Source organism: Enterobacter cloacae complex sp. SHL009, from assembly GCF_049237205.1.
GTDB lineage: Bacteria > Pseudomonadota > Gammaproteobacteria > Enterobacterales > Enterobacteriaceae > Enterobacter > Enterobacter cloacae_M.
In genome coordinates this window covers 100,828-127,813 of sequence record NZ_JBMKIW010000009.1, presented here as the reverse complement: position 1 = coordinate 127,813, position 26,986 = coordinate 100,828, and the positions used below count along the sequence as shown (strand labels likewise).

Annotated in this window: 25 protein-coding genes and 2 tRNA genes; 6 read left to right on the top strand and 21 right to left on the bottom strand. The window is 54.5% G+C overall.

The genetic code is table 11. The features are described from left to right. The first annotated feature begins 1 nt into the window (after nucleotide 1). A complete protein-coding gene (locus tag ACOTZC_RS19000; protein WP_023309323.1) occupies nucleotides 2-331 on the top strand; it encodes a GIY-YIG nuclease family protein in 330 nt (109 codons plus the stop codon). Here ACOTZC_RS19000 and ACOTZC_RS18995 read toward each other — a convergent pair. Beyond that, the gene (locus tag ACOTZC_RS18995) at nucleotides 318-821 is read right to left on the bottom strand and encodes a GNAT family N-acetyltransferase (RefSeq protein ID WP_023309324.1); all 504 of its coding nucleotides are present in this window, start codon (nucleotides 819-821) and stop codon (nucleotides 318-320) included. The two genes, ACOTZC_RS19000 and ACOTZC_RS18995, sit on opposite strands and share 14 nt — an antisense overlap. Continuing rightward, complete coding sequence (gene ubiT, locus ACOTZC_RS18990; protein ID WP_126303132.1) at nucleotides 815-1,339, bottom strand: ubiquinone anaerobic biosynthesis accessory factor UbiT; 525 nt, start codon at nucleotides 1,337-1,339, stop codon at nucleotides 815-817. Before ubiT ends, ACOTZC_RS18995 begins: the two co-directional genes overlap by 7 nt. 211 nt (nucleotides 1,340-1,550) lie before the next feature. Between ubiT and ubiU the strand changes: the two genes are divergently transcribed. The 3 genes from ubiU to ACOTZC_RS18975 all read left to right on the top strand — a co-directional run bounded on the left by ubiU (nucleotide 1,551) and on the right by ACOTZC_RS18975 (nucleotide 4,518). Then, a complete protein-coding gene (gene ubiU / locus ACOTZC_RS18985; RefSeq protein ID WP_023309326.1) occupies nucleotides 1,551-2,546 on the top strand; it encodes a ubiquinone anaerobic biosynthesis protein UbiU in 996 nt (331 codons plus the stop codon). Between the two features lie 7 nt (nucleotides 2,547-2,553). Further along, nucleotides 2,554-3,432, top strand: a complete 879-nt coding sequence (locus tag ACOTZC_RS18980; protein WP_045403510.1) for a U32 family peptidase — start codon at nucleotides 2,554-2,556, stop codon at nucleotides 3,430-3,432. Nucleotides 3,433-3,510: 78 nt separating this feature from the next. Next, nucleotides 3,511-4,518: a luciferase-like monooxygenase gene (locus ACOTZC_RS18975; protein WP_045355411.1), complete on the top strand. Its 1,008-nt coding sequence runs from the start codon at nucleotides 3,511-3,513 to the stop codon at nucleotides 4,516-4,518. Between the two features lie 62 nt (nucleotides 4,519-4,580). Here ACOTZC_RS18975 and mtr read toward each other — a convergent pair whose 3' ends face one another. The 12 genes from mtr to ACOTZC_RS18915 all read right to left on the bottom strand — a co-directional run bounded on the left by mtr (nucleotide 4,581) and on the right by ACOTZC_RS18915 (nucleotide 18,388). Further along, complete coding sequence (gene mtr / locus ACOTZC_RS18970) at nucleotides 4,581-5,825, bottom strand: tryptophan permease (RefSeq protein ID WP_045355428.1); 1,245 nt, start codon at nucleotides 5,823-5,825, stop codon at nucleotides 4,581-4,583. A gap of 142 nt (nucleotides 5,826-5,967) precedes the next feature. Beyond that, nucleotides 5,968-7,863 (bottom strand): DEAD/DEAH family ATP-dependent RNA helicase, encoded by a 1,896-nt coding sequence (locus ACOTZC_RS18965; RefSeq protein WP_023309330.1) that lies wholly within the window; start codon nucleotides 7,861-7,863, stop codon nucleotides 5,968-5,970. Then, nucleotides 7,856-7,936: a protein YrbN gene (yrbN, locus tag ACOTZC_RS18960; RefSeq protein ID WP_097397692.1), complete on the bottom strand. Its 81-nt coding sequence runs from the start codon at nucleotides 7,934-7,936 to the stop codon at nucleotides 7,856-7,858. The genes ACOTZC_RS18965 and yrbN overlap by 8 nt, the downstream gene beginning before the upstream one ends. A 107-nt stretch (nucleotides 7,937-8,043) precedes the next feature. Next, the gene (gene nlpI / locus ACOTZC_RS18955) at nucleotides 8,044-8,928 is read right to left on the bottom strand and encodes a lipoprotein NlpI (protein ID WP_023309331.1); all 885 of its coding nucleotides are present in this window, start codon (nucleotides 8,926-8,928) and stop codon (nucleotides 8,044-8,046) included. A 108-nt stretch (nucleotides 8,929-9,036) separates the two neighbouring features. Further along, nucleotides 9,037-11,175, bottom strand: coding sequence for a polyribonucleotide nucleotidyltransferase (pnp, locus tag ACOTZC_RS18950; RefSeq protein WP_126303133.1), 2,139 nt, complete (start codon nucleotides 11,173-11,175; stop codon nucleotides 9,037-9,039). Nucleotides 11,176-11,417: 242 nt separating this feature from the next. Further along, the gene (rpsO, locus tag ACOTZC_RS18945) at nucleotides 11,418-11,687 is read right to left on the bottom strand and encodes a 30S ribosomal protein S15 (protein WP_003861789.1); all 270 of its coding nucleotides are present in this window, start codon (nucleotides 11,685-11,687) and stop codon (nucleotides 11,418-11,420) included. Between the two features lie 154 nt (nucleotides 11,688-11,841). Next, a complete protein-coding gene (gene truB, locus ACOTZC_RS18940; RefSeq protein ID WP_045355410.1) occupies nucleotides 11,842-12,792 on the bottom strand; it encodes a tRNA pseudouridine(55) synthase TruB in 951 nt (316 codons plus the stop codon). Continuing rightward, on the bottom strand, nucleotides 12,792-13,196 hold the full coding sequence (gene rbfA, locus ACOTZC_RS18935; RefSeq protein WP_003024988.1) for a 30S ribosome-binding factor RbfA: 405 nt from the start codon (nucleotides 13,194-13,196) through the stop codon (nucleotides 12,792-12,794). Before rbfA ends, truB begins: the two co-directional genes overlap by 1 nt. 212 nt (nucleotides 13,197-13,408) lie before the next feature. Then, nucleotides 13,409-16,096, bottom strand: coding sequence for a translation initiation factor IF-2 (infB, locus tag ACOTZC_RS18930; protein WP_023309335.1), 2,688 nt, complete (start codon nucleotides 16,094-16,096; stop codon nucleotides 13,409-13,411). A 24-nt stretch (nucleotides 16,097-16,120) separates the two neighbouring features. Then, entirely contained in the window at nucleotides 16,121-17,623 is a 1,503-nt protein-coding gene (gene nusA / locus ACOTZC_RS18925) for a transcription termination factor NusA (RefSeq protein WP_003861798.1), read from the bottom strand. Between the two features lie 28 nt (nucleotides 17,624-17,651). Further along, the gene (rimP, locus tag ACOTZC_RS18920) at nucleotides 17,652-18,104 is read right to left on the bottom strand and encodes a ribosome maturation factor RimP (RefSeq protein ID WP_014833432.1); all 453 of its coding nucleotides are present in this window, start codon (nucleotides 18,102-18,104) and stop codon (nucleotides 17,652-17,654) included. Between the two features lie 207 nt (nucleotides 18,105-18,311). Then, nucleotides 18,312-18,388 (bottom strand) — tRNA-Met (locus tag ACOTZC_RS18915). A 287-nt stretch (nucleotides 18,389-18,675) separates the two neighbouring features. On the opposite strand from ACOTZC_RS18915, the gene argG reads away from it, so the two are divergent. Beyond that, entirely contained in the window at nucleotides 18,676-20,022 is a 1,347-nt protein-coding gene (argG, locus tag ACOTZC_RS18910; protein WP_024906366.1) for an argininosuccinate synthase, read from the top strand. A 185-nt stretch (nucleotides 20,023-20,207) separates the two neighbouring features. On the opposite strand, the gene ACOTZC_RS18905 is transcribed toward argG, so the two are convergent. The 6 genes from ACOTZC_RS18905 to rlmE all read right to left on the bottom strand — a co-directional run bounded on the left by ACOTZC_RS18905 (nucleotide 20,208) and on the right by rlmE (nucleotide 25,800). Then, nucleotides 20,208-20,294, bottom strand: a tRNA-Leu gene (locus tag ACOTZC_RS18905). 9 nt (nucleotides 20,295-20,303) lie between these two features. After that, complete coding sequence (secG, locus tag ACOTZC_RS18900; RefSeq protein ID WP_023309338.1) at nucleotides 20,304-20,636, bottom strand: preprotein translocase subunit SecG; 333 nt, start codon at nucleotides 20,634-20,636, stop codon at nucleotides 20,304-20,306. A 223-nt stretch (nucleotides 20,637-20,859) separates the two neighbouring features. Further along, a complete protein-coding gene (gene glmM / locus ACOTZC_RS18895) occupies nucleotides 20,860-22,197 on the bottom strand; it encodes a phosphoglucosamine mutase (protein WP_023309339.1) in 1,338 nt (445 codons plus the stop codon). Beyond that, complete coding sequence (folP, locus tag ACOTZC_RS18890) at nucleotides 22,190-23,038, bottom strand: dihydropteroate synthase (protein ID WP_023309340.1); 849 nt, start codon at nucleotides 23,036-23,038, stop codon at nucleotides 22,190-22,192. Before folP ends, glmM begins: the two co-directional genes overlap by 8 nt. A gap of 98 nt (nucleotides 23,039-23,136) precedes the next feature. Further along, the gene (gene ftsH / locus ACOTZC_RS18885; protein ID WP_029739626.1) at nucleotides 23,137-25,071 is read right to left on the bottom strand and encodes an ATP-dependent zinc metalloprotease FtsH; all 1,935 of its coding nucleotides are present in this window, start codon (nucleotides 25,069-25,071) and stop codon (nucleotides 23,137-23,139) included. A 102-nt stretch (nucleotides 25,072-25,173) separates the two neighbouring features. Then, on the bottom strand, nucleotides 25,174-25,800 hold the full coding sequence (rlmE, locus tag ACOTZC_RS18880; RefSeq protein ID WP_003861812.1) for a 23S rRNA (uridine(2552)-2'-O)-methyltransferase RlmE: 627 nt from the start codon (nucleotides 25,798-25,800) through the stop codon (nucleotides 25,174-25,176). A 127-nt stretch (nucleotides 25,801-25,927) separates the two neighbouring features. Here rlmE and yhbY point away from each other — a divergent pair, with 127 nt between their 5' ends. Beyond that, nucleotides 25,928-26,221, top strand: a complete 294-nt coding sequence (yhbY, locus tag ACOTZC_RS18875) for a ribosome assembly RNA-binding protein YhbY (protein WP_003861814.1) — start codon at nucleotides 25,928-25,930, stop codon at nucleotides 26,219-26,221. 151 nt (nucleotides 26,222-26,372) lie between these two features. On the opposite strand, the gene greA is transcribed toward yhbY, so the two are convergent. After that, on the bottom strand, nucleotides 26,373-26,849 hold the full coding sequence (gene greA, locus ACOTZC_RS18870) for a transcription elongation factor GreA (protein ID WP_014171793.1): 477 nt from the start codon (nucleotides 26,847-26,849) through the stop codon (nucleotides 26,373-26,375). Between the last annotated feature and the right edge of the window lie 137 nt (nucleotides 26,850-26,986).

The window sequence follows — 26,986 nt, the reverse complement described above, 5'->3', positions numbered from 1 at the left end:
CATGCTATGGTGCGTTCACCTTAACATACTGAATCCGTTTACCGTGTGCTGGTTTCTCTATCTTGTCCGAACCGCTGATAACGCACTCTACACCGGGATCACCACCGATGTGGCGCGGCGTTTTTTACAACATCAAACGGGAAAAGGGGCAAAAGCGCTGCGGGGGAAAGGGGAATTACAGCTCGCCTTCTCAGCGGCCGTCGGCGACCGTTCGCTGGCGCTCAGGCTGGAATACCGCATCAAGCAGCTGACGAAGCGCCAGAAAGAGCGCCTCGTGACCGGAGACGGCTCCTTTGAGGCGCTACGCGAGAGCCTGATTAAAAGCGATTGAAATGGTCGTGATACTCGACCAGGCCGTTGACGCCGTTGAGCGCGTCGTCCGCCAGACGGTGGACCTGGAAAGCGGATTCCGTACCCGGCCAGCGACAGCGCAGATCGTAATGCGCGGCCTGCTCAAAGCCTAAACGGCCATAGAACGCCGGATCGCCCAGCGTGACAACGGCGGCATAGCCAAACTCATTGAGCGAATCCAGCCCTTCATAGACCAGCTGGCGCGCCAGACCCTGCCCGCGATAGCTTTCATCTACCGCCAGCGGCGCCATGCCGACCCACTGCAGCTCTTCGCCCTGAACGATGACCGGACTGAAGGCAACATAGCCCACCACCTGACCTTCGTCATCGGTGGCAACCAGCCCCAGCGTAATCAGGCCGTCTTCGCGAAGGTCGTGGACCAGTTGGGCTTCGGCATCGCTCGCAAAGGCACGGCGTAACAACGCATCGATCCCCGGCGCATCAATCCCAATTTCGACTCGAATCAGCATGGCTCACCTACTGAAGTGTGTTTACCGTCCGGCGGGGTTTTCAGCCCGGCCTCAACGAAATCTGCCATTTGCATTAACATCACGCGCAGCCCTTTCGGCATCTGCTCCAGCTCAATGGCATCCATTAAATTCTTCACGTACAGGCCCAGCTCCGTGTCGCCTTCAATCACCAGACGGCGCTGGAAGAAGAGCGTATCCGGATCCTGCTTGCGCGCGGCGATCATCAGCAGATCGCTGGCGTTGGCGCTAAAGCTTACGTCCGCGTCGGCGGATTCGCGTACGATCAGCTGGTCATTCTCAACGGAGGTAAACCAGCGCAGCCCGATGTCACGCACCTCAATGCTTAACCAGCGGCCTTCCAGGAATTCCAGCTCGCCGTCCTGCAGCGCCTGGCGGAACTGCCAGCTCAGGACCTGCTCCAGCACCTGGCGTTTTAGCGCGAACGGCGCCAGCTTGACCGGCACGCTCAGCATTGATGGTCCAAATTGTACGAGACGTGAACGCAGTTTATCCAGCACGAGCTTTACTCCCTGATATCTATAGTCCTGCTATTTTGCCATATCCGAAGCACAACATAGCGGCGTAAATCAACAAACCGTCGTCAGCCGTACCTCATTATTGGTGTCATCAATACGCCATTAGCTGCCTTAAATCAAAAATTGTCGCGTATGGGTTAATTAAAATCCCAGCTCGTTAACAATTTTGCGATCGACTACATCAGGATAAATTATGGAGCTGCTCTGCCCTGCCGGAAACCTTCCGGCGCTTAAGGCGGCCATCGAAAATGGGGCCGATGCGGTCTATATCGGGCTGAAAGATGATACCAACGCCCGCCATTTTGCTGGCCTCAACTTTACGGAGAAAAAGCTTCAGGAAGCCGTTAACTTCGTTCACCAGCACCGCCGCAAGCTGCATATCGCCATCAATACCTTTGCTCATCCTGACGGCTACGCCCGCTGGCAGCGCGCGGTGGATATGGCGGCACAGCTGGGTGCCGATGCGCTGATCCTGGCCGATCTCGCCATGCTTGAGTATGCGGCAGAACGCTATCCCCATATTGAGCGCCACGTCTCTGTTCAGGCATCTGCCACCAACGAAGAGGCGGTGCGTTTTTATCATCAACACTTTGACGTGGCCCGCGTGGTGCTGCCGCGTGTGCTCTCTATTCATCAGGTTAAGCAACTCGCGCGCGTCACGCCAGTGCCGCTGGAGGTTTTTGCCTTTGGCAGCCTGTGCATCATGGCTGAAGGCCGTTGCTATCTTTCCTCTTATTTAACCGGTGAATCGCCGAATACCGTCGGGGCCTGCTCTCCTGCCCGCTTTGTCCGCTGGCAGCAAACCCCACAGGGGCTGGAATCCCGCCTGAATGAGGTGCTGATCGACCGCTACCAGGACGGGGAAAACGCCGGTTATCCTACCCTGTGTAAAGGCCGCTATCTGGTCGACGGCGAGCGCTATCACGCGCTGGAGGAGCCGACCAGCCTCAACACGCTGGAGCTACTGCCGGAACTGCTGGCGGCCAATATTGCCTCGGTGAAAATCGAAGGACGTCAGCGTAGCCCGGCCTACGTGAGCCAGGTAGCGAAAGTGTGGCGTCAGGCCATTGACCGCTGCATGGCGGATCCGCAGAACTACGCTCCACAGCAGGCCTGGATGGAAACGCTTGGTTCGATGTCCGAAGGCACACAAACCACGCTTGGCGCGTATCACCGTAAATGGCAGTGAGATCATCATGAAATATTCATTAGGACCGGTGCTCTACTACTGGCCAAAAGGGACGCTGGAAGATTTTTACCAACAGGCCGCGACCAGCAGCGCCGACGTGATTTACCTCGGCGAAGCGGTGTGCAGCAAGCGCCGCGCCACAAAAGTGGGCGACTGGCTGGATATGGCGAAAGGCCTGGCCGGAAGCGGCAAGCAGGTAGTGCTCTCCACGCTCGCGCTTGTGCAGGCGTCGTCCGAACTGGGCGAGCTGAAGCGCTACGTTGAAAACGGCGAGTTCCTGCTGGAAGCGAGCGATCTGGGCGTGGTGAACATGTGCGCTGAACGCAAGCTGCCGTTTGTCGCGGGCCATGCCCTGAACTGCTACAACGCCGTAACCCTGCGCCTGCTGCTCAAACAGGGAATGACGCGCTGGTGCATGCCGGTAGAGCTCTCCCGCGACTGGCTGGCAAACCTGCTTAAACAGTGCGACGAGCTGGGCATTCGCAATCAGTTTGAAGTGGAAGTGCTGAGCTACGGCCATCTGCCGCTGGCCTACTCCGCCCGCTGCTTCACCGCGCGCTCGGAAGACCGCCCGAAAGACGAATGCGAAACCTGCTGCATCAAGTACCCGAACGGACGCAGCATGCTGTCGCAGGAGAATCAGCAGGTATTTGTCCTCAACGGTATTCAGACCATGAGCGGCTATGTCTATAACCTCGGCAACGAGCTGGCGTCGATGGACGGGCTGGTGGACATGGTGCGTCTGTCACCGCTGGATACCGGCGTGTTCGCGATGCTGGACGCCTTCCGCGCCAATGAAAACGGCGCCGCTCCGCTGCCGCTGACGGCAAACAGCGACTGCAACGGCTACTGGAGACGTCTCGCCGGGCTGGAACTTCAGGCGTAAAAAAGGCTCACTTTGTTAACAACGGTTATCATTTTTTAATGCAGTATTAAAGATTGACCGTCGACAAAGTGAGCTGTTATGACTGACAAAACCATTCCGTTTTCGGTGCTGGATCTGGCGCCGATCCCTCAGGGCTCCTCGGCAAGAGAAGCCTTTTCGCACTCTCTGGATCTGGCTCAGCTGGCCGAAAAGCGTGGCTATCACCGCTACTGGCTGGCCGAGCACCACAATATGGTTGGCATAGCCAGCGCCGCCACCTCGGTTTTGATCGGCTATCTGGCGGCAAACACCACCACGCTACACCTGGGCTCCGGCGGCGTGATGCTGCCGAACCACGCCCCGCTGGTGATTGCCGAGCAGTTTGGCACCCTGAATACCCTCTATCCGGGGCGTATTGATTTGGGTCTTGGTCGTGCGCCGGGCAGCGATCAGCCAACCATGCGCGCCCTGCGTCGCCATATGAGCGGCGATATCGACAACTTCCCGCGCGATGTGGCCGAGCTGGTGGACTGGTTCGACGCGCGCGATCCGAACCCGCACGTGCGCCCGGTGCCGGGCTACGGTGAGAAGATCCCGGTGTGGCTGTTGGGATCAAGCCTCTACAGCGCACAGCTCGCCGCGCAGCTTGGGCTGCCGTTTGCGTTTGCCTCCCACTTTGCACCGGATATGCTGCATCAGGCGCTGCATCTTTACCGAACGAACTTCAAACCGTCCGAGCGTCTTGAGAAGCCGTACGCAATGGTGTGTATCAACATCGTTGCGGCCGACAGCAATCGCGACGCGGAATTCCTGTTTACCTCAATGCAGCAGGCTTTTGTGAAGCTGCGTCGCGGTGAGACGGGGCAGCTTCCGCCGCCGGTGGAGAATATGCATCAGCTGTGGTCCGCCTCCGAGCAGTATGGCGTGCAGCAGGCCCTGAGCATGTCGCTGGTTGGCGATAAGGCGAAAGTGCGTCACGGGCTGGACGCGGTGCTGCGCGAAACGCAGGCGGATGAGATTATGGTTAACGGCCAGATTTTCGATCACCAGGCGCGTTTGCATTCGTTTGAACTGGCGATGCAGGTGAAAGAGGAGTTGGTGGGGTAGTTTTTTGCTTTTCTCCCTCTCCCTATGGGAGAGGGCCGGGGTGAGGGGGTCAACCCCTCGTTTTACTGATAAACGGGCAACAGGTTAAAACTCGACAACACGTGTACCAGTGCGTTACCAACGCCGAATACCAGAATCAGCGCAATCATCGGCTTACCGCCCCAGACGCGGAATTTTGGGCTGCCGAAGCGTTTACGTGATTTGCGCGCCAACAGCGCCGGCACAATCGCCGCCCAGATAGTTGCCGCAAGCCCTGCATAACCGATGGCGTACAGGAAGCCGTTCGGCCACAGCAGGCCGCCCACAATCGGCGGCAGGAAGGTCAGCAGCGCAGTTTTTAAACGCCCCATCGCAGAATCATCAAAGCCGAACAGATCCGCCAGATAGTCAAACAGGCCCAGCGTCACGCCCAGGAAAGAACTCGCCACCGCAAAGTTAGAGAAGATAACCAGCAGCAGATCCAGGCTGCGGCTGTTCAGCACGCCGCTCAGCGCCTGCACCAGCACGTCGATGTTACCGCCCTTCTGGGCAATGCCGATAAATTCCGGACGCGGGATGTTGCCCATCGTCCCCAGCAGCCAAATAACATACAGACCCAGCGCCAGCAGCGTGCCGTAGACCAGACACTTCACAATGGTGCGGGGATCTTTGCCGTAGTACTTCATCAGGCTCGGCACGTTACCGTGGTAACCGAACGACGCCAGACAGAACGGCAGCGTCATCAGCAGGTACGGCGTGTAGGAGGTGTTCACTTCGGCAACGTTAAACAGCGTGGCGGGCGTCACGTGCCCCAGAAGGCTGCCGAAGGTCAGGAAGAAGGTGATGACCTTAGCGCCTAATACAATCGCCGTCATGCGGCTCACCGCTTTGGTACTCATCCAGACGATAAACGCCACAGCCAGCGCAAAGCACAACCCAGCCAGACGCGCCGGAACGTTCAGCGACATCTCCGAGAAGGTGTGATGCAGAATCGAGCCGCTCGCCGAAATATACGCGTAGGTCAGGATATAGAGCACAAACGCGATGGACAGCCCGTTCACCAGGTTCCAGCCTTTACCCAGCAGATCTTTGGTGATGGTGTCGAAGCTGGAGCCAATGCGGTAGTTCAGGTTTGCCTCAAGGATCATCAGCCCGGAATGGAGCATGCAGAACCAGGTAAAGACCAGCGCCGCCAGCGACCAGAAGAACCACGCACCGGACATGACCACGGGCAGGGAAAACATCCCGGCACCTATAATGGTTCCGCCGATGATCACCACGCCGCCAAGCAGCGAGGGTGACGTTTGGGTGGTGGTTAGTGTCGCCATACAGCCTTTTCTCCAGTCAATCATGCGGTTCTGCATTTTAATGTGACGCACTGTACCAGTACAAGAGTACAAAAGGAATAAAAAAAGCCCCGATAGCGTATATCGGGGCTGTATATTTTACTTTACGTCAGAAGCGAAAGGCTTACGCGTCACCGAAACGACGGCGGCTGGTGCCTTCTTCACGACGTGGGCCACGGTTTTCGCGACGCTCGCCGGAGAAACGACGACCTTCACCACCGCGACCTTCGCTGCGGCCGCCTTCACGACGCTCGCCACCGAAGCTGCGACCACCGCCACGACGTTCACCACCGCGGTCAGGGCGTGGCTGTGCATCACCCATCAGCTGCATGTTCATCGGCTTGTTCAGGATGCGGGTACGCGTAAAGTGCTGCAGCACTTCGCCCGGCATGCCTTTTGGCAGCTCGATGGTGGAGTGAGATGCGAACAGCTTGATGTTACCGATGTAACGGCTGCTGATGTCGCCTTCGTTAGCGATCGCGCCAACGATGTGACGAACTTCAACGCCATCATCACGGCCCACTTCAATGCGGTAAAGTTCCATGTCACCCGCGTCACGACGTTCACGACGTGGACGGTCTTCACCACCACGCTCTGGACGGTCACCGCGTGGACCACGGTCATTACGGTCGCCACGACGTTCGAAGCGATCGTCACGGTCACGGAATTCACGCTTAGGACGCATCGGCGCATCTGGTGGCACGATCAGGCTACGTTCGCCCTGAGCCATTTTCAGCAGTGCTGCAGCCAGGGTTTCCATGTCCAGCTCTTCGCCTTCAGCAACAGGCTGAATCTGCGACAGCAGCGCGCGGTACTGATCCAGATCGCTGCTTTCCAGCTGCTGCTGTACTTTCGCGGCGAATTTTTCCAGACGGCGTTTGCCCAGCAGCTCTGCGTTTGGCAGGTCAGCTTCTGGAATGGTCAGCTTCATGGTGCGTTCAATGTTACGCAGCAGACGACGCTCGCGGTTCTCAACGAACAGCAGCGCGCGGCCAGCACGACCCGCACGACCGGTACGGCCGATACGGTGAACGTAAGACTCGGAATCCATCGGGATGTCGTAGTTTACAACCAGGCTGATACGCTCAACGTCCAGACCACGTGCTGCCACGTCGGTTGCAATCAGGATATCCAGACGACCGTCTTTCAGACGCTCCAGAGTCTGCTCACGCAGGGCCTGGTTCATGTCGCCGTTCAGCGCTGCGCTGTTGTAGCCGCTACGCTCCAGGGCTTCAGCCACTTCCAGGGTCGCGTTTTTGGTACGAACGAAGATAATCGCCGCATCAAAATCTTCTGCTTCCAGGAAACGTACCAGCGCTTCGTTTTTGCGCATGCCGTACACAGACCAGTAGCTCTGGCTGATGTCCGGGCGAGTGGTTACGCTGGACTGAATACGCACTTCCTGAGGATCTTTCATGAAGCGCTTGGTGATACGACGAATCGCTTCAGGCATGGTGGCAGAGAACAGCGCGGTCTGATGACCGTCCGGGATCTGCGCCATGATGGTTTCGACGTCTTCGATGAAGCCCATACGCAGCATTTCATCTGCTTCATCCAGTACCAGGCCGCTCAGTTTAGAGAGGTCCAGAGTACCGCGCTTCAGGTGATCCAGCAGACGGCCCGGCGTACCGACAACAATCTGTGGGCCCTGGCGCAGGGCGCGTAACTGCACGTCATAACGCTGGCCGCCGTACAGGGCTACCACGTTTACGCCGCGCATATGTTTAGAGAATTCCGTCATGGCTTCTGCAACCTGAACAGCCAGTTCACGGGTTGGAGCCAGGACGAGGATCTGCGGTGCACGCAGGTCCGGATCAATGTTGTTCAGCAGCGGCAGCGAGAATGCTGCAGTTTTACCGCTACCAGTCTGGGCCATGCCCAGCACGTCACGACCAGAAAGCAGGTGTGGGATACACTCAGCCTGGATCGGAGATGGTTTTTCGTAACCCAGATCGTTAAGGGCTTCAAGGATAGGAGCCTTCAGGCCCAGATCTGCAAAAGTGGTTTCGAATTCAGCCATGTAGTACAAGTGCCTCGATATTAATGGCGGCCAGTCTACTTAGCTCATCGTGAAAATGATTAGCAATTTTCATTGAAAAGTGTGAACCGGCTCAAAGTAGGTGTATTGACGAACAACAACGCCCTCACCAGTTAAGGTGATGGCAATCAAAAGATTACGGGCTGATGTTTATGTCGTCAGCTATTGCTGGTCCGATTCTGCCAGGTCGTCATGCTCCTGGCCCAAGAGCGATAATTCCAACAATGCATAACGGTGCTCAACGAAGTTGTGTACGTTGTTAGCAACCGCTAATTTGAACAGTGCCGTAGCGCTGTCCATATCCCCCAGACTTAGGTAGTACTTACCTAAATAGAAGTTGGTTTCACTGAGATGCTCAGCGAGCGAGGTGTTATCCGTTGCGTCCGCCTTGAGGCGTTCCATCAGCGTTGCTTCGCTAATGTTGCCCAGGTAGAACTCGACAATGTTCCATCCCCACTGTTCCTTGTCCGATTTATCGAAGCGCTGTTTCAGTGCCTCTTTTGCCTGCTTCTCATCGAGCTTCCGCTCAACGATGTAAAGCCACAGGCTACGGAAAGGATCATTAGGATCGTCTTGATAAAACGCCAGCAGATCATCTTGCGCTAACTTATCACGACCGCCGTAATACAATGCGATACCGCGATTCAAGTGCGCGTAGTTGTAAGTTGGATCAAGCTCAAGTACAGAATCAAACGCTTCATAGGCAGCATCAAAATTGCCTGCCTGCGTTAAATAAATGCCTAAGTAATTGAATACTTCAGGCATATCAGGTCGGATAGCCAGCGCTTGTGAAAAATCATTTCGCGCCAATGCCCTCAGACCGAGACTATCATACAACACTCCGCGCTCATATAAAAGCTGTGCGCGTTCTTCATCGGTTAAAGCCCGACTGGCAAGTATTTGTTCCATGCGTGCCAGAATCACTTCCTGCTGCAAAGTCGGTTGCAATGGCACTGCGAGGACTTCGCTCTTACGCCAGGCAGAGTTGCTGCATCCTGCCAGCGTTAAAGCTGTCGCAACGAAACACCAGCGCAAAAAAGGCTTCATTTCCCACTCCCGAAGACAACTATTGGATGAACGTCCTGTCCCCCGGCGGCTTAACAAGGCGTCCTGCCTGATAATAGGCCCTCCGCAAAACGGAGGGCAAATGGCAACTTACTCGCCTTGCTGTTCTGCTGCCTGTGCTTCTGGCGCAGCAGCTGGCTGAGACTGCTCGGTTGCTTCTTTAATGCTCAGACGGATACGGCCCTGGCGATCAACTTCCAGAACTTTCACCGGTACTTCCTGACCCATCTGCAGGTAATCGGTCACTTTCTCAACGCGCTTGTCAGCGATCTGAGAGATGTGAACCAGACCTTCTTTACCGCCACCGATGGCAACGAACGCGCCAAAGTCAACGATACGGGTCACTTTACCTGCGTAGACGCGGCCCACTTCGATCTCTGCCGTGATTTCTTCGATGCGACGGATCGCGAATTTCGCTTTCTCGCCGTCGGTTGCTGCGATCTTCACAGTACCGTCATCTTCGATTTCGATCGTGGTGCCAGTCTCTTCGGTCAGCGCACGGATTACGGAACCGCCCTTACCGATAACATCTTTGATCTTATCTGGGTTGATCTTGATGGTGTGGATACGTGGAGCGAACTGAGAAATGTCGCCACGCGGCGCGTTAATCGCCTGTTCCATCACGCCCAGGATGTGCAGACGAGCACCTTTAGCCTGGTTCAGAGCAACCTGCATGATCTCTTTGGTGATACCTTCAATTTTGATATCCATCTGCAGCGCAGAGATACCTTCGCGGGAACCCGCTACTTTGAAGTCCATATCACCCAGGTGGTCTTCGTCACCCAGAATGTCAGACAGAACAACGAAGTTGTCGCCTTCTTTCACCAGGCCCATTGCGATACCCGCAACGGCGGCTTTGATTGGCACGCCTGCATCCATCAGCGCCAGAGAAGCACCACACACGGAAGCCATGGAAGAAGAACCGTTGGATTCGGTGATTTCAGAAACCACACGAACGGTGTACGGGAACTTGTCAGCTTCTGGCATTACTGCCAGCACGCCGCGCTTCGCCAGACGACCGTGACCAATTTCACGACGCTTCGGCGAGCCAACCATACCGGTTTCGCCTACGGAGTACGGAGGGAAGTTGTAGTGGAACAGGAAGCTGTCAGTGCGCTCGCCCATCAGTTCGTCGATGATCTGTGCGTCACGTGCAGTACCCAGGGTCGCGGTAACCAGCGCCTGCGTTTCGCCACGGGTGAACAGCGCGGAACCGTGAGTACGTGGCAGAACGCCAGTACGCACATCCAGACCACGGATCATGTCTTTTTCGCGGCCATCGATACGCGGCTCGCCTGCCAGTACACGGCTACGAACAACGTTTTTCTCGATAGCGTGCAGGATGTCGCTCAGTTCGTTAGCATCCAGCGCTTCGTCTTCAGCAACCAGCGTCGAGATAGTCTCAGACTTGATCACGTCAACCTGAGCGTAACGCTCCTGCTTGTCAGTGATGCGGTATGCATCGCTCAGACGAGATTCTGCCAGGGCTGCAACGCGTGCGTTCAGCGCGTCGTTTGCTGCTTCTGGCTGCCAGTCCCAACGTGGTTTACCGGCTTCTTTCACCAGGTCGTTGATGTTCTGGATAACGATCTGCTGCTGGTCGTGGCCAAATACCACAGCGCCCAGCATCTGGTCTTCGCTCAGCAGTTCAGCTTCGGATTCAACCATCAGTACAGCCGCTTCAGTACCCGCAACAACCAGGTCCAGCTTACTTTCTTTCAGCTCTTCCTGGGTTGGGTTCAGCACGTACTGGTCATTGATGTAGCCAACGCGCGCGGCACCGATTGGGCCATTGAATGGAATACCAGACAGTGACAGGGCAGCGGATGCGCCGATCATGGCAACGATGTCCGGGTTAACCTGTGGGTTAACGGAAACAACGGTCGCGATAACCTGTACTTCGTTAACGAAGCCTTCCGGGAACAGCGGACGAACCGGGCGGTCAATCAGACGCGCAATCAGCGTTTCGCCTTCGCTTGGACGGCCTTCACGACGGAAGAAACCACCCGGGATTTTACCGGCAGCGTAGGTACGCTCCTGGTAGTTAACGGTCAGCGGGAAGAAGTCCTGACCTGGTTTAGCTTTTTTCTGGCCAACAACGGTAACGAATACCGCAGTGTCATCCATGCTTACCATAACGGCAGCAGTAGCCTGACGTGCCATCATGCCGGTTTCCAGCGTGACGGTATGTTGACCATACTGGAATTTACGAACGATCGGATTCAGCAAAGTTCTGTCCTTTCTTAAATGTTTGACAGCACACCACCGGTGTGCTGTCGATTTAACCCGACCTTCTTCGCATCCTCGCGACTAATGACAACCAACACCCCCATGGGTGAAGCCTCTCATTAGCCGCGCGAACCTCTGCAATGAAGATCATTTATAGCAACAATACAATAGTTTCCAGTGAATTGCTGCCGTCTGGTTGAAAAAAGGGGCCATCAGGCCCCCTTTTCTGAAACTCGCAAGAATTAGCGACGCAGACCCAGACGCTCGATCAGCGCGGTGTAGCGTGCAACATCTTTACGTTTCAGGTAGTCGAGCAGTTTACGACGCTGAGAAACCATACGCAGCAGACCACGACGGCTGTGGTGATCTTTTTTGTGCTCTGCAAAGTGACCCTGCAGGTGGTTAATCTGTGCAGTCAGCAGTGCAACCTGAACTTCAGTAGAACCGCTGTCGTTAGTACCACGACCAAACTCAGAAACGATTTTAGCTTTAGCTTCAACGCTTAGAGACATTTTCAAACTCCAAAGTATAAAGAATGTAAGGATGCCGATCTCTAATTCAGCAATCCCATGTACGCCCCGCAGATTGTTAAACAATTTACCAGGCGTTAAGCGGCGATATTCTACTCGTCTCCCCTGCTTATCGCAAGGTGAGCCGTTACCACCGTCACGCGTCGACCGGATATTCGACGACCAGACGACGCGGCGCAACGCGCCCTTCGCCATCCATTTCGCCCATACCGATGAATTTCCCTTCGTCACCTTCGGTCACGCGTACCAGTCCCTCCAGCGGCGCTTCCGCCGTACGAACCGGGTTGCCGTTCTTAAAGTAAACGGACGATGTTAAAGGAAGATTAACAACCGGGAAGTCCGCTGCCGGACTGTCCATCGGCATCAGCAAGGGATCCAGCAAATCTGCCGGCGCGATCCCCTGCGCTTCCGCCTGTTCTACCAGCTCGCGCAGATGTTCCAGGGTCACCATCCGCTCCACCGGGTACTTGCTTACCGCCAGACGGCGCAGGTAAATCACATGCGCACCGCAGCCCAGCTTTTCACCGAGGTCGTCGATGATGGTGCGAATATAGGTCCCTTTCGAACAGTGTACTTCCAGCTCCAGCTCATCGCCTTCGTGGCGAATAAACAGCAGCTCATACACGGTTATCGGACGGGCTTCACGCGGGACATCAATGCCCTGGCGCGCATATTCGTAGAGCTTCTTGCCCTGATATTTCAGCGCCGAATACATCGACGGCACCTGCATCGTGTCTCCACGGAAGCTCTCCAGCGCAGCATCAAGCTGTTCCGCGCTGAACGTCACCGGACGCTCTTCCACCACCTGGCCATCCGCGTCGGAGGTATCCGTGCGCTGGCCCAGCTTAGCGATAACGCGGTAGCGCTTATCGGAGTCGAGCAGGTACTGGGAAAACTTTGTCGCCTCTCCCAGGCAGACCGGCAGCATGCCGGTTGCCAGCGGATCGAGCGCGCCGGTGTGGCCCGCACGGTTGGCGTTATAAATACGCTTAACTTTTTGCAGCACGTCGTTGCTGGAAGCGCCCTGGGGTTTATCCAGCAGCAGCACACCATGCACGTCGCGACCGCGACGACGAGGACGACTCATTAGTCCTCCTTGCTGTCGTCCGCCGGGTTAACACGACGCTCGTCGTCATGTTTAACCACGCTGGTCACCAGGTTGGACATACGCATACCTTCGACCAGCGAGTTGTCGTAGAAGAAGGTCAGCTCAGGCACGATACGCAGGCGCATCGCTTTGCCGAGCAGGGAGCGGATGAAACCAGAGGCTTCCTGCAGCGCTTTAATGCCGTTTTTCACTGCCGCTTCGTCCTGATCGTTCAGGAAGGTGACGAACACTTTTGCATAGGCCAAATCGCGGGACATTTCGACACCGGAAACGGTGGTCATCATGCCGACGCGCGGGTCTTTAATTTCACGTTGCAGAATGAGTGCGATCTCTTTCTGCATTTCCTGCGCTACGCGCTGAGGGCGACCAAATTCTTTCGCCATAATAAATTCTCCAGACAAAAAAGGGGCTAAAAGCCCCTTTTAAAATTATTGCCGGGTGGCGCTTCGCTTACCCGGCCTACGCTAGTTAATCTTCTAAGGATTATGGGTTGCAACAAGGCGGCAAGCTCGTGAATCCCCGGGAGCATAGATAACTATGTGACCGGGGTGAACGAGCGCAGCCAACGCAGTGGCGGCCCAAAAGCCGACGAAGATTAAGCGATGGTACGCTGAATTTCGATGATCTCGAACACTTCGATCATATCGCCAACGCGAACGTCGTTGTAGTTCTTCACGCCGATACCACATTCCATGCCGTTACGGACTTCGTTAACGTCATCTTTGAAGCGGCGCAGGGATTCCAGCTCGCCTTCATAGATAACCACGTTGTCACGCAGTACGCGGATTGGGTTGTGACGCTTGATGTTACCTTCGGTAACCATACAGCCCGCGATCGCACCGAATTTCGGTGATTTGAACACGTCACGTACTTCAGCCAGACCGATGATCTGCTGTTTCAGCTCAGGAGACAGCATGCCGCTCATGGCTGCTTTCACTTCGTCGATCAGGTTATAGATGACGGAGTAGTAGCGCAGATCCAGGCTTTCAGCTTCAATCACTTTACGAGCGGATGCATCCGCACGAACGTTGAAGCCAACCAGGATAGCGTTGGAGGCAGCAGCCAGGGTCGCGTCGGTTTCGGTGATACCACCTACGCCAGAACCGATGATCTTCACTTTCACTTCGTCGGTAGACAGTTTCAGCAAGGAGTCGGAGATCGCTTCCACAGAACCCTGAACGTCGGCTTTCAGAACGATGTTCACTTCGTGAACTTCGCCATCGGTCATGTTGGCAAACATGTTCTCGAGTTTAGATTTCTGCTGACGAGCCAGTTTAACTTCACGGAATTTACCCTGACGATACAGTGCCACTTCACGCGCTTTCTTCTCGTCACGCACCACGGTCACTTCGTCACCGGCAGCCGGAACACCGGACAGACCCAGGATTTCCACTGGAATGGACGGACCTGCTTCCAGCACTTCCTGACCCAGTTCGTTACGCATCGCACGAACGCGACCGTATTCGAAACCGCACAGAACGATATCGCCTTTATGCAGCGTACCTTCGCGAACCAGAACGGTAGCAACCGGGCCACGTCCTTTATCCAGGAAGGATTCGATAACCGCACCGCTCGCCATACCGTTACGGATGGCTTTCAGCTCCAGAACTTCGGCCTGCAGCAGGATCGCGTCCAGCAGTTCGTCGATACCGGTACCCGCTTTCGCAGACACGTGTACGAACTGGCTTTCGCCGCCCCACTCTTCCGGCAGAATACCGTACTGGGAAAGTTCGTTTTTAACACGATCGGGATCCGCTTCTGGCTTATCGATCTTGTTCACTGCAACCACAACCGGCACACCTGCTGCTTTCGCGTGCTGGATAGCTTCGATGGTCTGCGGCATGACGCCGTCGTCTGCAGCAACAACCAGAACAACGATATCCGTCGCCTGAGCACCACGAGCACGCATTGAGGTAAACGCGGCGTGGCCCGGAGTATCCAGGAAGGTGATCATACCGTTGTCAGTTTCTACGTGGTAAGCACCGATGTGCTGGGTAATACCACCCGCTTCACCAGAGGCAACCTTAGTAGAACGAATGTAGTCAAGCAGAGAGGTTTTACCGTGGTCAACGTGACCCATGATGGTCACGACCGGTGCACGCGGTTCAGCCGCTGCACCTGTGTCACGGTCGCTCATTACTGCTTCTTCCAGCTCGTTTTCACGACGCAGGATAACTTTGTGGCCCATCTCTTCAGCAACCAGTTGTGCGGTTTCCTGATCGATGACCTGGTTGATGGTCGCCATGGCACCCAGCTTCATCATTGCTTTGATGACCTGAGAGCCTTTAACCGCCATCTTGTTCGCCAGTTCGCCAACGGTAATGGTTTCGCCAATCACGACGTCACGGTTAACGGCCTGAGCCGGCTTCTGGAAGCCCTGCTGCAGCGCGGAACCTTTACGCTTGCCGCCTTTACCGCCGCGAACAGCAGCGCGTGCTTCTTCACGGTCAGCTTTGGATTCAGCGTGCTTGTTGCCTTTTTTCGCCGGACGCGCTGCTTTTGCATTACGACCACGGCCACGGCCGCCTTCTACTTCACGGTCGTTATCATCTTCAGCCTGACGCGCATGCTGAGAAGTGGTCACGTGATAGTCGCTGGTGTCTTCAGTCGGCTCAACGGTATTAACACCATTCTTCTCGTTTTCTTCTGCCATACGGCGCGCTTCTTCGGCGACGCGGCGAGCTTCTTCTTCCAGCTTACGGCGGGCTTCTTCTTCCGCTTTACGCTTCAGCTCGGCAGCTTCATTTTCACGGCGGGCTTTTTCAGCCTGGGCAGTTTTGGTCATTTCGTCTGTCTGTTGATTGCTCACTTTGTCTTTTTCCGCAGCGTCACGCTTCACTTTATCACTTGCGTCGCGTTTCGCTTTTTCTGCGGCCTCACGTTCAGCTTTTAATTCTGCTTCACGTTTGGCGGCTGCTTCCGCCTCACGCTGAGCTTGTTCTTCCGCTTCACGCTGTGCCTGCTCTTCCGCGGCAAGGCGTTCTGCCTCTTGCGGATCACGTTTTACAAAGGTGCGCGTCTTGCGGACTTCAATTTGTACCGATTTGCTTTTGCCACCGGTACCAGGGATGTTTAACGTGCTGCGCGTTTTGCGCTGCAGCGTTAACTTGTCAGGCGTAGAACCGTGTTCACGGTTCAGGTGCGTTAACAAGGTTTGTTTTTCTTGCGCGGTCACCGAGTCATCAGCGGACTTCGGGATCCCTGCATCAGCAAATTGCTGTACCAGGCGGTCCACGGAGGTCTGAATCTCAGCAGCCAGCGATTTTACAGTTACATCAGTCATGCTGTTCCTTCCTGCTACAGTTTATTACGCTTCGTCGCCAAACCAGCAAATATTACGTGCGGCCATGATGAGCTCGCCGGCTTTCTCGTCGGTTAAACCTTCGATATCAGCCAGGTCATCAACGCCTTGCTCAGCGAGATCTTCCAGCGTACAAACACCACGGGCAGCCAGCTTGAACGCAATCGCACGATCAAGACCTTCCAGATTCAGCAGGTCATCAGCCGGCTTCTTATCGCCAAGGCTTTCTTCCTGAGCCAGCGCCAGGGTGGTCAGTGCGTTTTTAGCGCGTTCACGCAGGGCTTCAACGGTTGGTTCATCCAGACCGTCAATTTCCAGCAGCTCTTTCATTGGCACATAGGCCAGTTCTTCCAGCGTAGAGAATCCTTCTTCAACCAGAACAGTGGCGAAGTCTTCGTCAATATCCAGGTATTTAGTGAAGGTATCGATCGCCGCATGGGCTTCAGCCTGATGCTTAGCCTGCAGGTCATCAACGGTCATTACGTTGAGTTCCCAGCCGCTCAGCTGTGACGCCAGGCGTACGTTCTGACCGTTACGGCCGATTGCCTGCGCCAGGTTGCCCGCTTCAACAGCGATATCCATGGTGTGTTTGTCTTCGTCAACAACGATAGACGCCACATCAGCTGGAGCCATTGCGTTGATCACGAACTGCGCCGGGTTGTCATCCCACAGAACGATATCAATACGTTCGCCGCCCAGCTCAGTAGAAACTGCCTGAACGCGCGCACCGCGCATACCGACGCAAGCACCGACCGGGTCGATACGCTTGTCGTTGGTTTTCACCGCAATTTTCGCACGGGAGCCCGGATCGCGAGCCGCCGCTTTAATTTCGATAACTTCTTCACCGATTTCCGGCACTTCGATACGGAACAGTTCTACCAGCATTTCTGGTTTAGAACGGGTCACGAACAGCTGTGCACCACGCGCTTCAGGGCGAACGGCGTACAGAACACCGCGAATACGATCGCCTGGACGGAAGTTTTCACGCGGCAGCATATCTTCACGCAGGATCACGGCTTCAGCGTTACCCGGCAACCCTTCGGATTTGATCTCGAGGGAGATGTTGTCGCGGTTCACTTTCTTCACCACACCGGTGATGATCTCGCCTTCCTGATCGCGGAACTGATCGACAACCAGCGCGCGCTCGGCTTCGCGCACTTTCTGCACGATAACCTGTTTAGCGGTCTGCGTGGTGATACGGTCGAAGGTCACAGATTCGATCTGATCTTCAACGTAGTCACCCACGTTCAGACTTTCGTCTTCAAAACGGGCGGCTTCCAGCGTGATCTCTTTGGTCGGCTGGGTCACTTCTTCAACGATTACCCAACGACGGAATGTATCGAAGTCACCGCTTTTACGATCGATTTCTACGCGAACATCGATCTCTTGTTCGTATTTTTTCTTGGTAGCTGTAGCCAGTGCACTTTCCAGCGCTTCGAAAATCTTCTCACGCGGCAGTGATTTCTCGTTGGAGACGGCTTCAACAACAGCCAAAATTTCTTTGTTCATCGCGGGCTTTTCACCTCAATCCAGACTGTTAAAAGTGGGGAACCAGGTTCGCCTTCTGGATATTACTCAGCGCGAACACTTCATCTTTGCCTTCGACTGTCACCGTGATCATTTCACCATCAACGGCTTTGATAATTCCCTGCCATTTACGGCGGTTCTGTACGGCCATACGCAGAACGAGAGCCACTTCTTCACCGGTAAAGCGCACATAGTGCTCGGCCGTGAACATCGGGCGATCGAGGCCAGGTGAGGAAACTTCCAGGTTGTACGCAACGGTAATCGGGTCTTCAACATCAAGAACCGCACTCACCTGGTGGCTGACATCAGCACAATCATCAACATTGATGCCATCTTCACTATCAATATAGATGCGCAGCGTCGATGTACGGCCGCGAACGAATTCGATGCCGACCAGTTCGTAGCCCAGTGCTTCGACCGGTGCAGTAATCATCTCTGTTAATTTTTGCTCTAATGTGGACAAGCCCACCCCCAAGACATAAAAAAAGGGCGTAAAGCCCAGTTATTCTGTAGTCAGATAACAAAAAACCCCGATAAATCGGGGCTTTAGATAACTGAACCCTATAGCCACAACTGTGGCCTGGAGCACTTTCCGAAAGAATTTTTTCAAATCCAGCTACGAAGGCTCTAAGTCTTCACAGTATATTTGAAAAAGAACTTTATGGGAAAGTGGTTGCGGGGGCCGGATTTGAACCGACGACCTTCGGGTTATGAGCCCGACGAGCTACCAGGCTGCTCCACCCCGCGCCTGAAACGTGGCAAATTCTACGCGTTTTGGACAGAATTTGCAAATAATGCTGGGATTTGGTACCGAAGACGGGACGTAAAATCGGCGTTTAGTATATTGATAGTTGACCCCACCTGTCAACCCAACTTCCGCCAGATCAATTAGACCAAAATTTTTACAAAAAACGCACGACTCTCTTCCGGTCTTCGCCAAAAGATGATTAAATGAATACTCACTTATTTTGCATAAAAATGCACAAGAGAGCGAAAGCGGTCTCTAATCAGTCAATCAAGCAGGGTTTTATTCTATGACGACTATTCTCAAGCATCTTCCGGTTGGACAACGTATTGGCATCGCTTTCTCAGGTGGCCTGGATACCAGCGCTGCACTACTGTGGATGCGCCAGAAGGGAGCGGTTCCGTACGCCTATACCGCGAACCTGGGTCAGCCGGATGAGGACGACTATGATGCCATTCCTCGTCGCGCTAAAGAGTATGGTGCAGAGAACGCGCGCCTGATTGACTGCCGTAAGCAACTGGTCGCTGAAGGTATCGCGGCTATTCAGTGCGGTGCGTTCCATAACACCACCGGCGGCCTGACCTATTTCAACACCACCCCGCTGGGCCGTGCGGTCACCGGCACCATGCTGGTTGCGGCGATGAAAGAAGACGGCGTCAACATCTGGGGTGACGGCAGTACCTATAAAGGCAACGATATTGAGCGTTTCTATCGTTATGGCCTGCTGACCAACGCCGAACTGCAGATCTACAAGCCGTGGCTGGATACCGACTTCATCGACGAGCTGGGTGGCCGTCATGAGATGTCCGAGTTTATGATCGCCTGCGGTTTCGACTATAAGATGTCTGTCGAGAAAGCTTACTCCACTGACTCCAACATGCTGGGTGCGACGCACGAAGCGAAAGACCTGGAATTCCTGAACTCAAGCGTGAAGATCGTTAACCCGATCATGGGCGTGAAGTTCTGGGACGAGAACGTCAAAATCCAGGCTGAAGAAGTGACAGTACGTTTCGAACGTGGTCATCCGGTTGCGCTGAACGGCAAAACCTTCTCTGATGATGTTGAGCTGATGCTGGAAGCGAACCGTATTGGCGGTCGTCACGGCCTGGGCATGAGCGATCAGATTGAAAACCGCATCATCGAAGCGAAAAGCCGCGGCATCTATGAAGCCCCGGGAATGGCGCTGCTGCACATCGCTTACGAGCGTCTGCTGACCGGCATTCACAACGAAGACACCATTGAGCAGTATCACTCTCATGGCCGTCAGCTGGGTAAACTGCTATATCAGGGCCGCTGGTTCGATCCACAGGCGCTGATGCTGCGCGATGCGCTGCAGCGTTGGGTGGCAAGCGCGATCACCGGTGAAGTAACGCTGGAACTGCGTCGCGGTAACGACTACTCCATCCTGAACACCGTGTCTGACAACCTGACCTATAAAGCAGAGCGTCTGACCATGGAGAAAGGTGAATCCGTGTTCTCGCCGGACGATCGTATCGGTCAGCTGACTATGCGTAACCTGGACATCACCGATACCCGCGAGAAGCTGTTCAACTATGTTGAGAATGGTCTGCTCTCTGCAAGCTCCGGTAACGGTCTGCCGCAGGTTGAAAATCTGGAGCACAGCGATAAGAAGTAATCGCTGATATAACGTGCAAAAGGCGTCCTATGGACGCCTTTTTTGAGGACTTTCGTAGGGCGGGTAAGCGCAGCGTCACCCGCCATTTTGCCCGGTGGCGCTGCGCTTACCGGGCCTACAAAACCACATCTCAGAATATGCAGACGAAAAAAAAGACGTCTTTCGACGTCTTTCTTCTGGAATATTGGTACCGAGGATGGGACTCGAACCCACAAGCCCGTTAGGGCACTACCACCTCAAGGTAGCGTGTCTACCAATTCCACCACCTCGGTACAGAATACTTAGTGCGGGATATCGCTGGTCGGCTTAGCCGGTGCAGCTGGCTGAGTCTGCTCAGTTTTCGCTGGCGCGCTCAGATTTTCCCACTCGCTTCCTTTGCTGGTCTTGTTGCTGTTGATATTGCCAAGCACAAGGCTGATGATGAAGAACAGCGTAGCCAGAATCGCCGTTGTGCGGGTCATGAAGTTCGCAGAACCACTTGAACCGAACAGCGTACCGGAAGCGCCTGCTCCGAAGGAGGCTCCCATATCAGCGCCTTTACCTTGCTGCAGCATAATCAGCGCTACGAGAGCGATGGCTACAATAAGGAAAACAACTAAAAGAGCTTCGTACATAATCAACCTGTTCCTTGCGGATTTGCCGCATACCAATGCTTCGACCATTTAGCAGGATTTTTGTTTCCCACTGAAGCGGGTGTGAATACTAACCAAAGCGAATGACCTTCGCAAGGGCATTTTTGACGCATTGTATCAACTGCGGAAAAAAACAGCAAAAAGCCATTAATTGCTTAAAACAAAGGCGACAAAAGCCGCCTTTTTATACATTTAGCGTGCACAATTATGCAGCTTTCACAGCATCCGCAATACGGTGTGCAAATTCGGTTACCTGCGCTTCGTCTTCACCTTCCACCATCACGCGGATCAGCGGTTCAGTACCGGACTTACGCAGCAGCACGCGACCACGATTGCCCAGGGCCGCTTCAACGTCAGCCATCACCGCTTTGACGTTCTCGTTTTCCAGCGGATCGCCTTTACCGGCAGTGAAGCGTACGTTAACCAGGATCTGTGGGAACATTTTCATCCCGCTGCACAGATCGTGCAGGCTCATATGGTTGCGCGCCATCGCGGCAACCACCTGCAGCGCGGCCACGATACCGTCACCGGTGGTGGTTTTATCGAGCAGGATCACGTGACCCGAGTTTTCTGCGCCGATGCGCCAGCCCTTCTCCTGCAATTTTTCCAGCACATAGCGGTCACCCACTTTCGCGCGGACAAACGGAATACCGAGCTGTTTCAGCGCCAGTTCCAGGCCCATGTTACTCATCAGCGTACCCACCGCACCGCCGCGCAGCTGGCCCTGACGCAGGCCCTCACGGGCAATGATGTAGAGGATCTGATCGCCGTCGACCTTGTTACCTTCGTGGTCGACCATGATCACGCGGTCACCGTCGCCGTCCAGCGCAATGCCCAGGTCGGCTTTCTCTGCCAGAACACGCGCCTGCAGGGCACGAACGTCAGTTGCCCCCACCTGCTCGTTAATGTTCAGACCATCCGGCTCGCAGCCAATGGTGATGACTTTCGCACCCAGTTCGCGGAAGACATTCGGGGCGATGTGATAGGTCGCGCCATTAGCACAGTCCACCACAATTTTGAGGTGAGCCAGGCTCAGCTCATTCGGGAAGGTGCCTTTACAGAATTCGATATAACGGCCCGCCGCATCAACGATACGGTTCGCTTTACCCAGCTCTGCGGAATCAACGCAGGTGATCTCTTTTTCCATTTCGGCTTCAATGGCTTCTTCCACGTCATCCGGGAGCTTGGTGCCGTCAATGGAGAAGAATTTAATGCCGTTGTCGTAGAACGGGTTGTGAGAAGCTGAGATAACAATCCCCGCTTCCGCACGGAAGGTACGCGTCAGATACGCGACTGCAGGTGTCGGCATTGGGCCCGTAAAGGACGCGGACAGTCCAGCCGCCGCCAGACCCGCTTCCAGCGCTGACTCCAGCATATAGCCGGAAATACGGGTGTCTTTACCGATAATGATCTTACGGGAACCATGACGCGCCAGCACTTTGCCAGCAGCCCAGCCGAGCTTCAGGACAAAATCAGGGGTGATGGGAGCATCGCCTACACGCCCACGGATACCATCGGTACCAAAATACTTACGATTACTCATAGCGTTTGTTTTCCTTCGCTGCCAGTGTGGCTTCCACCACACGCATGGCTTCTACTGTTTCTTTGACGTCATGGACACGAATAATGTGCGCGCCCTGCATCGCCGCAATCACCGCGCAGGCCAGGCTGCCGCTCAGGCGTTCGCTCGGCCCCACGTTCAGCAACTGCCCAATCATCGACTTTCTCGACATCCCCACCAGCAGCGGCAGGTCAAAGTGATGGAATTCCGATAAGCGCGCGAGCAACGCATAATTGTGGGAGAGATTTTTACCGAAACCGAACCCCGGGTCGAGCAACAATTTCTCTTTTGGGATACCTGCACGTTCGCAGCGCGCAATATGTTCAATAAAGAAGCGATTCACGTCGGCAAAGACATCATCATACTTCGGTGCTTCCTGCATGGTTTTCGGCTGACCCTGCATATGCATCAGGCATACCGGTAACCCGGTCTCTGCCGCGGCTTCCAGTGCGCCAGGCTCGGTGAGTGAACGAATATCATTGATAATGTGAGCGCCCACTCTCGCCACTTCACGAATCACTTCGGGTTTAGAGGTATCAACGGAGATCCATACTTCAAACCGCTGCGCGATAGCTTCAACCACCGGCACCACGCGCGCCAGCTCTTCTTCCACAGACACGTCCGCCGCACCAGGACGCGTCGATTCGCCGCCCACGTCAATAATGGTGGCGCCCGCATTAATCATTAAATTCGCGTGCTTAACCGCCTCGATAAGCGTGTTATGCGTGCCGCCGTCTGAGAAAGAGTCAGGGGTAACATTCAGGATCCCCATCACATGGGGATGTGAAAGATCGAGATGCGAGTCCTGAGCGAATAATTTCATGGCGAAATCCCTGGTATCTATATCGTTAAACAGAAATGAAAAACCCCGGAGCAAGCTCCAGGGTTTGAGTTACAGACAAACGCTTCAACAGCAGTGGCTTACTTATCGCCCAACTGTTCTGACATGGTGTTGCCCGGGTTTGGCGTACGCGGTTCATCAACCGGACGCGGCGCACGCGGGGTGCCATTGTTGTCAGAATTATTGGAAGCGCCTGGGTCTTCCCAGCCCGCTGGCGGACGCACTTCACGGCGCGCCATCAGGTCGTCAATCTGCGGTGCATCGATGGTCTCATATTTCATGAGCGCATCTTTCATCGAATGCAGGATGTCCATATTGTCGGTCAGGATCTGGCGTGCACGTGCGTAGTTACGCTCTACCAGAGATTTTACTTCCTGATCGATGATACGTGCCGTCTCATCGGACATATGTTTCGCTTTAGCCACAGAACGGCCCAGGAATACTTCACCCTCTTCCTCTGCATACAGCAGCGGACCGAGTTTGTCGGAGAAGCCCCACTGCGTCACCATGTTACGCGCCAGGTTTGTCGCAACTTTAATGTCGTTGGACGCACCGGTAGAAACATGTTCCACACCGTAGATAATCTCTTCTGCCAGACGACCGCCGTACAGGGTCGAAATCTGGCTTTCCAGCTTCTGACGGCTGGCGCTGATCGCGTCTCCTTCAGGCAGGAAGAAGGTCACACCCAGCGCACGACCGCGCGGAATAATCGTCACTTTATGCACCGGATCGTGTTCCGGCACGAGGCGACCGATAATCGCGTGACCCGCTTCGTGGTATGCCGTGGACTCTTTCTGCGCTTCCGTCATCACCATAGAGCGACGTTCCGCACCCATCATGATTTTGTCTTTCGCTTTCTCGAACTCCACCATCGATACGACGCGCTTGTTACCGCGAGCGGCAAACAGAGCTGCTTCGTTGACCAGGTTCGCCAGGTCAGCACCGGAGAAGCCAGGAGTACCGCGCGCAATGATTGCCGCGTCGATATCTGGCGCCAGCGGTACGCGACGCATGTGAACTTTCAGAATCTGTTCACGGCCGCGAACGTCCGGCAGACCCACAACAACCTGACGGTCGAAACGGCCTGGACGCAGCAGCGCAGGGTCAAGTACGTCCGGACGGTTAGTCGCCGCGATAACGATGATACCTTCGTTACCTTCGAAGCCGTCCATCTCAACCAGCATCTGGTTCAGCGTCTGTTCACGTTCATCATGACCACCGCCCAGGCCTGCGCCACGCTGGCGGCCCACGGCGTCGATTTCATCGATGAAGATAATGCACGGTGCTGCCTTCTTGGCCTGCTCGAACATGTCACGCACACGAGATGCACCGACACCCACAAACATTTCGACGAAGTCAGAACCTGAAATAGTAAAGAACGGCACCTTCGCTTCACCTGCGATGGCTTTCGCCAGCAGGGTTTTACCGGTACCCGGAGGGCCAACCATCAGCACGCCTTTCGGGATCTTACCGCCCAGCTTCTGGAAACGGCTCGGTTCACGCAGGTATTCAACCAGTTCACCCACCTCTTCTTTCGCTTCGTCACAACCGGCGACGTCAGCGAAAGTAGTCTTGATCTGGTCTTCCGTCAGCATACGCGCCTTGCTCTTACCGAACGACATGGCACCTTTGCCACCGCCGCCCTGCATCTGGCGCATAAAGAAGATCCAGACGCCAATAAGAAGCAGCATCGGGAACCAGGAAATGAAGATAGAAGCCAGCAGGCTTGGTTCTTCTGGCGGCTCACCTACCACCTTGACGTTTTTGGTCAGAAGGTTATCAAGCAGCTTAGGATCGTTCACCGGGATGTAAGTCGTGTAACGGTTACTATCTTTCTTGGTAACGTTGATCTCACGTCCGTTGATACGCGCTTCGCGAACCTGGTCCTGATTGACCTCCTGCAGGAAGGTAGAATAATCCACCTTGCGGCCATTCGACTCGCTGGGCCCAAAGCTCTGGAATACTGACATCAGCACAACGGCAATGACCAGCCAGAGTATTAGGTTTTTCGCCATGTCACTCAAGGGATTAACCTCATATTACAACTGTGTTAAAAACAGCGTCAGGATACTCTATATCCAGTTTCATTCAAACTTTCGCCTGAAATCTACCGGTTATCATTTTCGCCCGGTCGCTACAATATACACTTCTCGGGAACGGGCCCGGGAAGAGTCCGGCTTACGAACTTTAACCTTCGCAAACAGGGAGCGAATTTCCTTAAGATACTCCTCGAAACCTTCGCCCTGAAACACCTTCACAACAAAACTACCACCAGGCGCTAGTACATCACGACACATTTCTAACGCTAGCTCCACCAGATACATGGCGCGGGGGATATCCACCGCCGGTGTTCCGCACATATTTGGTGCCATATCTGACATGACAACCTGGACCTTACTGTCACCTACACGATCAAGTAACGCTTTCAGCACTAATTCATCACGAAAGTCGCCCTGAAGGAAGTCGACACCGACGATGGGATCCATTGGTAAAAGATCGCACGCGATGATTCGGCCCGTTCCGCCGATCTGCGTTACCGCATACTGGGACCATCCGCCAGGTGCCGCACCGAGGTCAACAACCGTCATCCCCGGCTTAAAAAGTTTGTCACTTTGCTGTATTTCATCAAGTTTAAACCAGGCACGGGAACGTAACCCCTTTTTCTGTGCCTGTTGAACATATTTATCGCTAAAGTGTTCCTGAAGCCAGCGGCTGGAGCTGGCAGAACGCTTTTTACCTGTCATTTAACATTTCCGTCCTGGTTCATCGTTACCTGCCTGTGACGTAAATTTCTACGCAGCTATTTGGCGATATAAGGGAGATGGCGGTAGAATGAACCGTTTTCAATCCCAACGTAAGCAAAAATATACGATGAATCTGAGTACTAAACAAAAACAGCACCTTAAAGGTCTGGCACATCCGCTCAAGCCTGTAGTGATGCTTGGCAACAATGGTTTGACCGAAGGGGTGCTTGCCGAGATTGAACAAGCGCTGGAACACCACGAGCTGATCAAGGTGAAAATCGCCTCTGAAGACAGAGACACTAAAAACCTGATCGTGGAAGCCATCGTGCGCGAAACCGGCGCCTGTAATGTACAGGTCATCGGTAAAACGCTGGTGCTCTACCGCCCATCTAAAGAGCGTAAAATCTCGCTGCCACGCTAAGGATATCCTGAATCAAACACATTTTCTGTGTGAAACGAGGGATTTCTGTCAGCAGGCGAGCAAAATGCCATGCTCCTTGAGTTGATAAAAGGCCGCTATGCGGCCTTTTTCTTTTCTTTACAATGTATCAACATCTTAGTAGAGAAGCGAATTACAGGTATTCAACCTTAATAATTTCGTATTCCACTTCACCGCCTGGGGTGCGGATGGTGACAACATCATCCTGCTCTTTGCCAATCAGGCCGCGAGCAATCGGAGAGTTCACTGAAATCAGGTTCTGTTTGAAGTCTGCTTCATCATCACCCACGATGCGATAGGTCTGCTCTTCGTCGTTGTCCAGGTTCAGCACGGTCACGGTAGAACCAAAGATCACACGCCCGTTGTTAGGCATTTTGGTGATATCGATAACCTGTGCATTGGACAGTTTTGCTTCGATATCTTTAATACGCCCTTCACAGAAGCCCTGCTGCTCACGCGCGGCGTGGTATTCAGCATTCTCTTTCAGGTCGCCATGCTCGCGCGCATCCGCGATAGCGGCGATGATTTCAGGGCGACGCACGGATTTCAGAAAATCCAGCTCTTCGCGCAGTTTTTCGGCACCACGTAAGGTCATCGGAATAGCTTGCATTTGTTATACCTCTTAAACATTCCTGTTGGGAGCAGTGTTCCCTGCTCCTGCCCCCCTAAGCGGGCAAGAAGCAAAAAGAAAACCGACCCGGGAGCAATGCCCCAGGTCAGCAGCAATTTTTCAGTTTGATACGCATT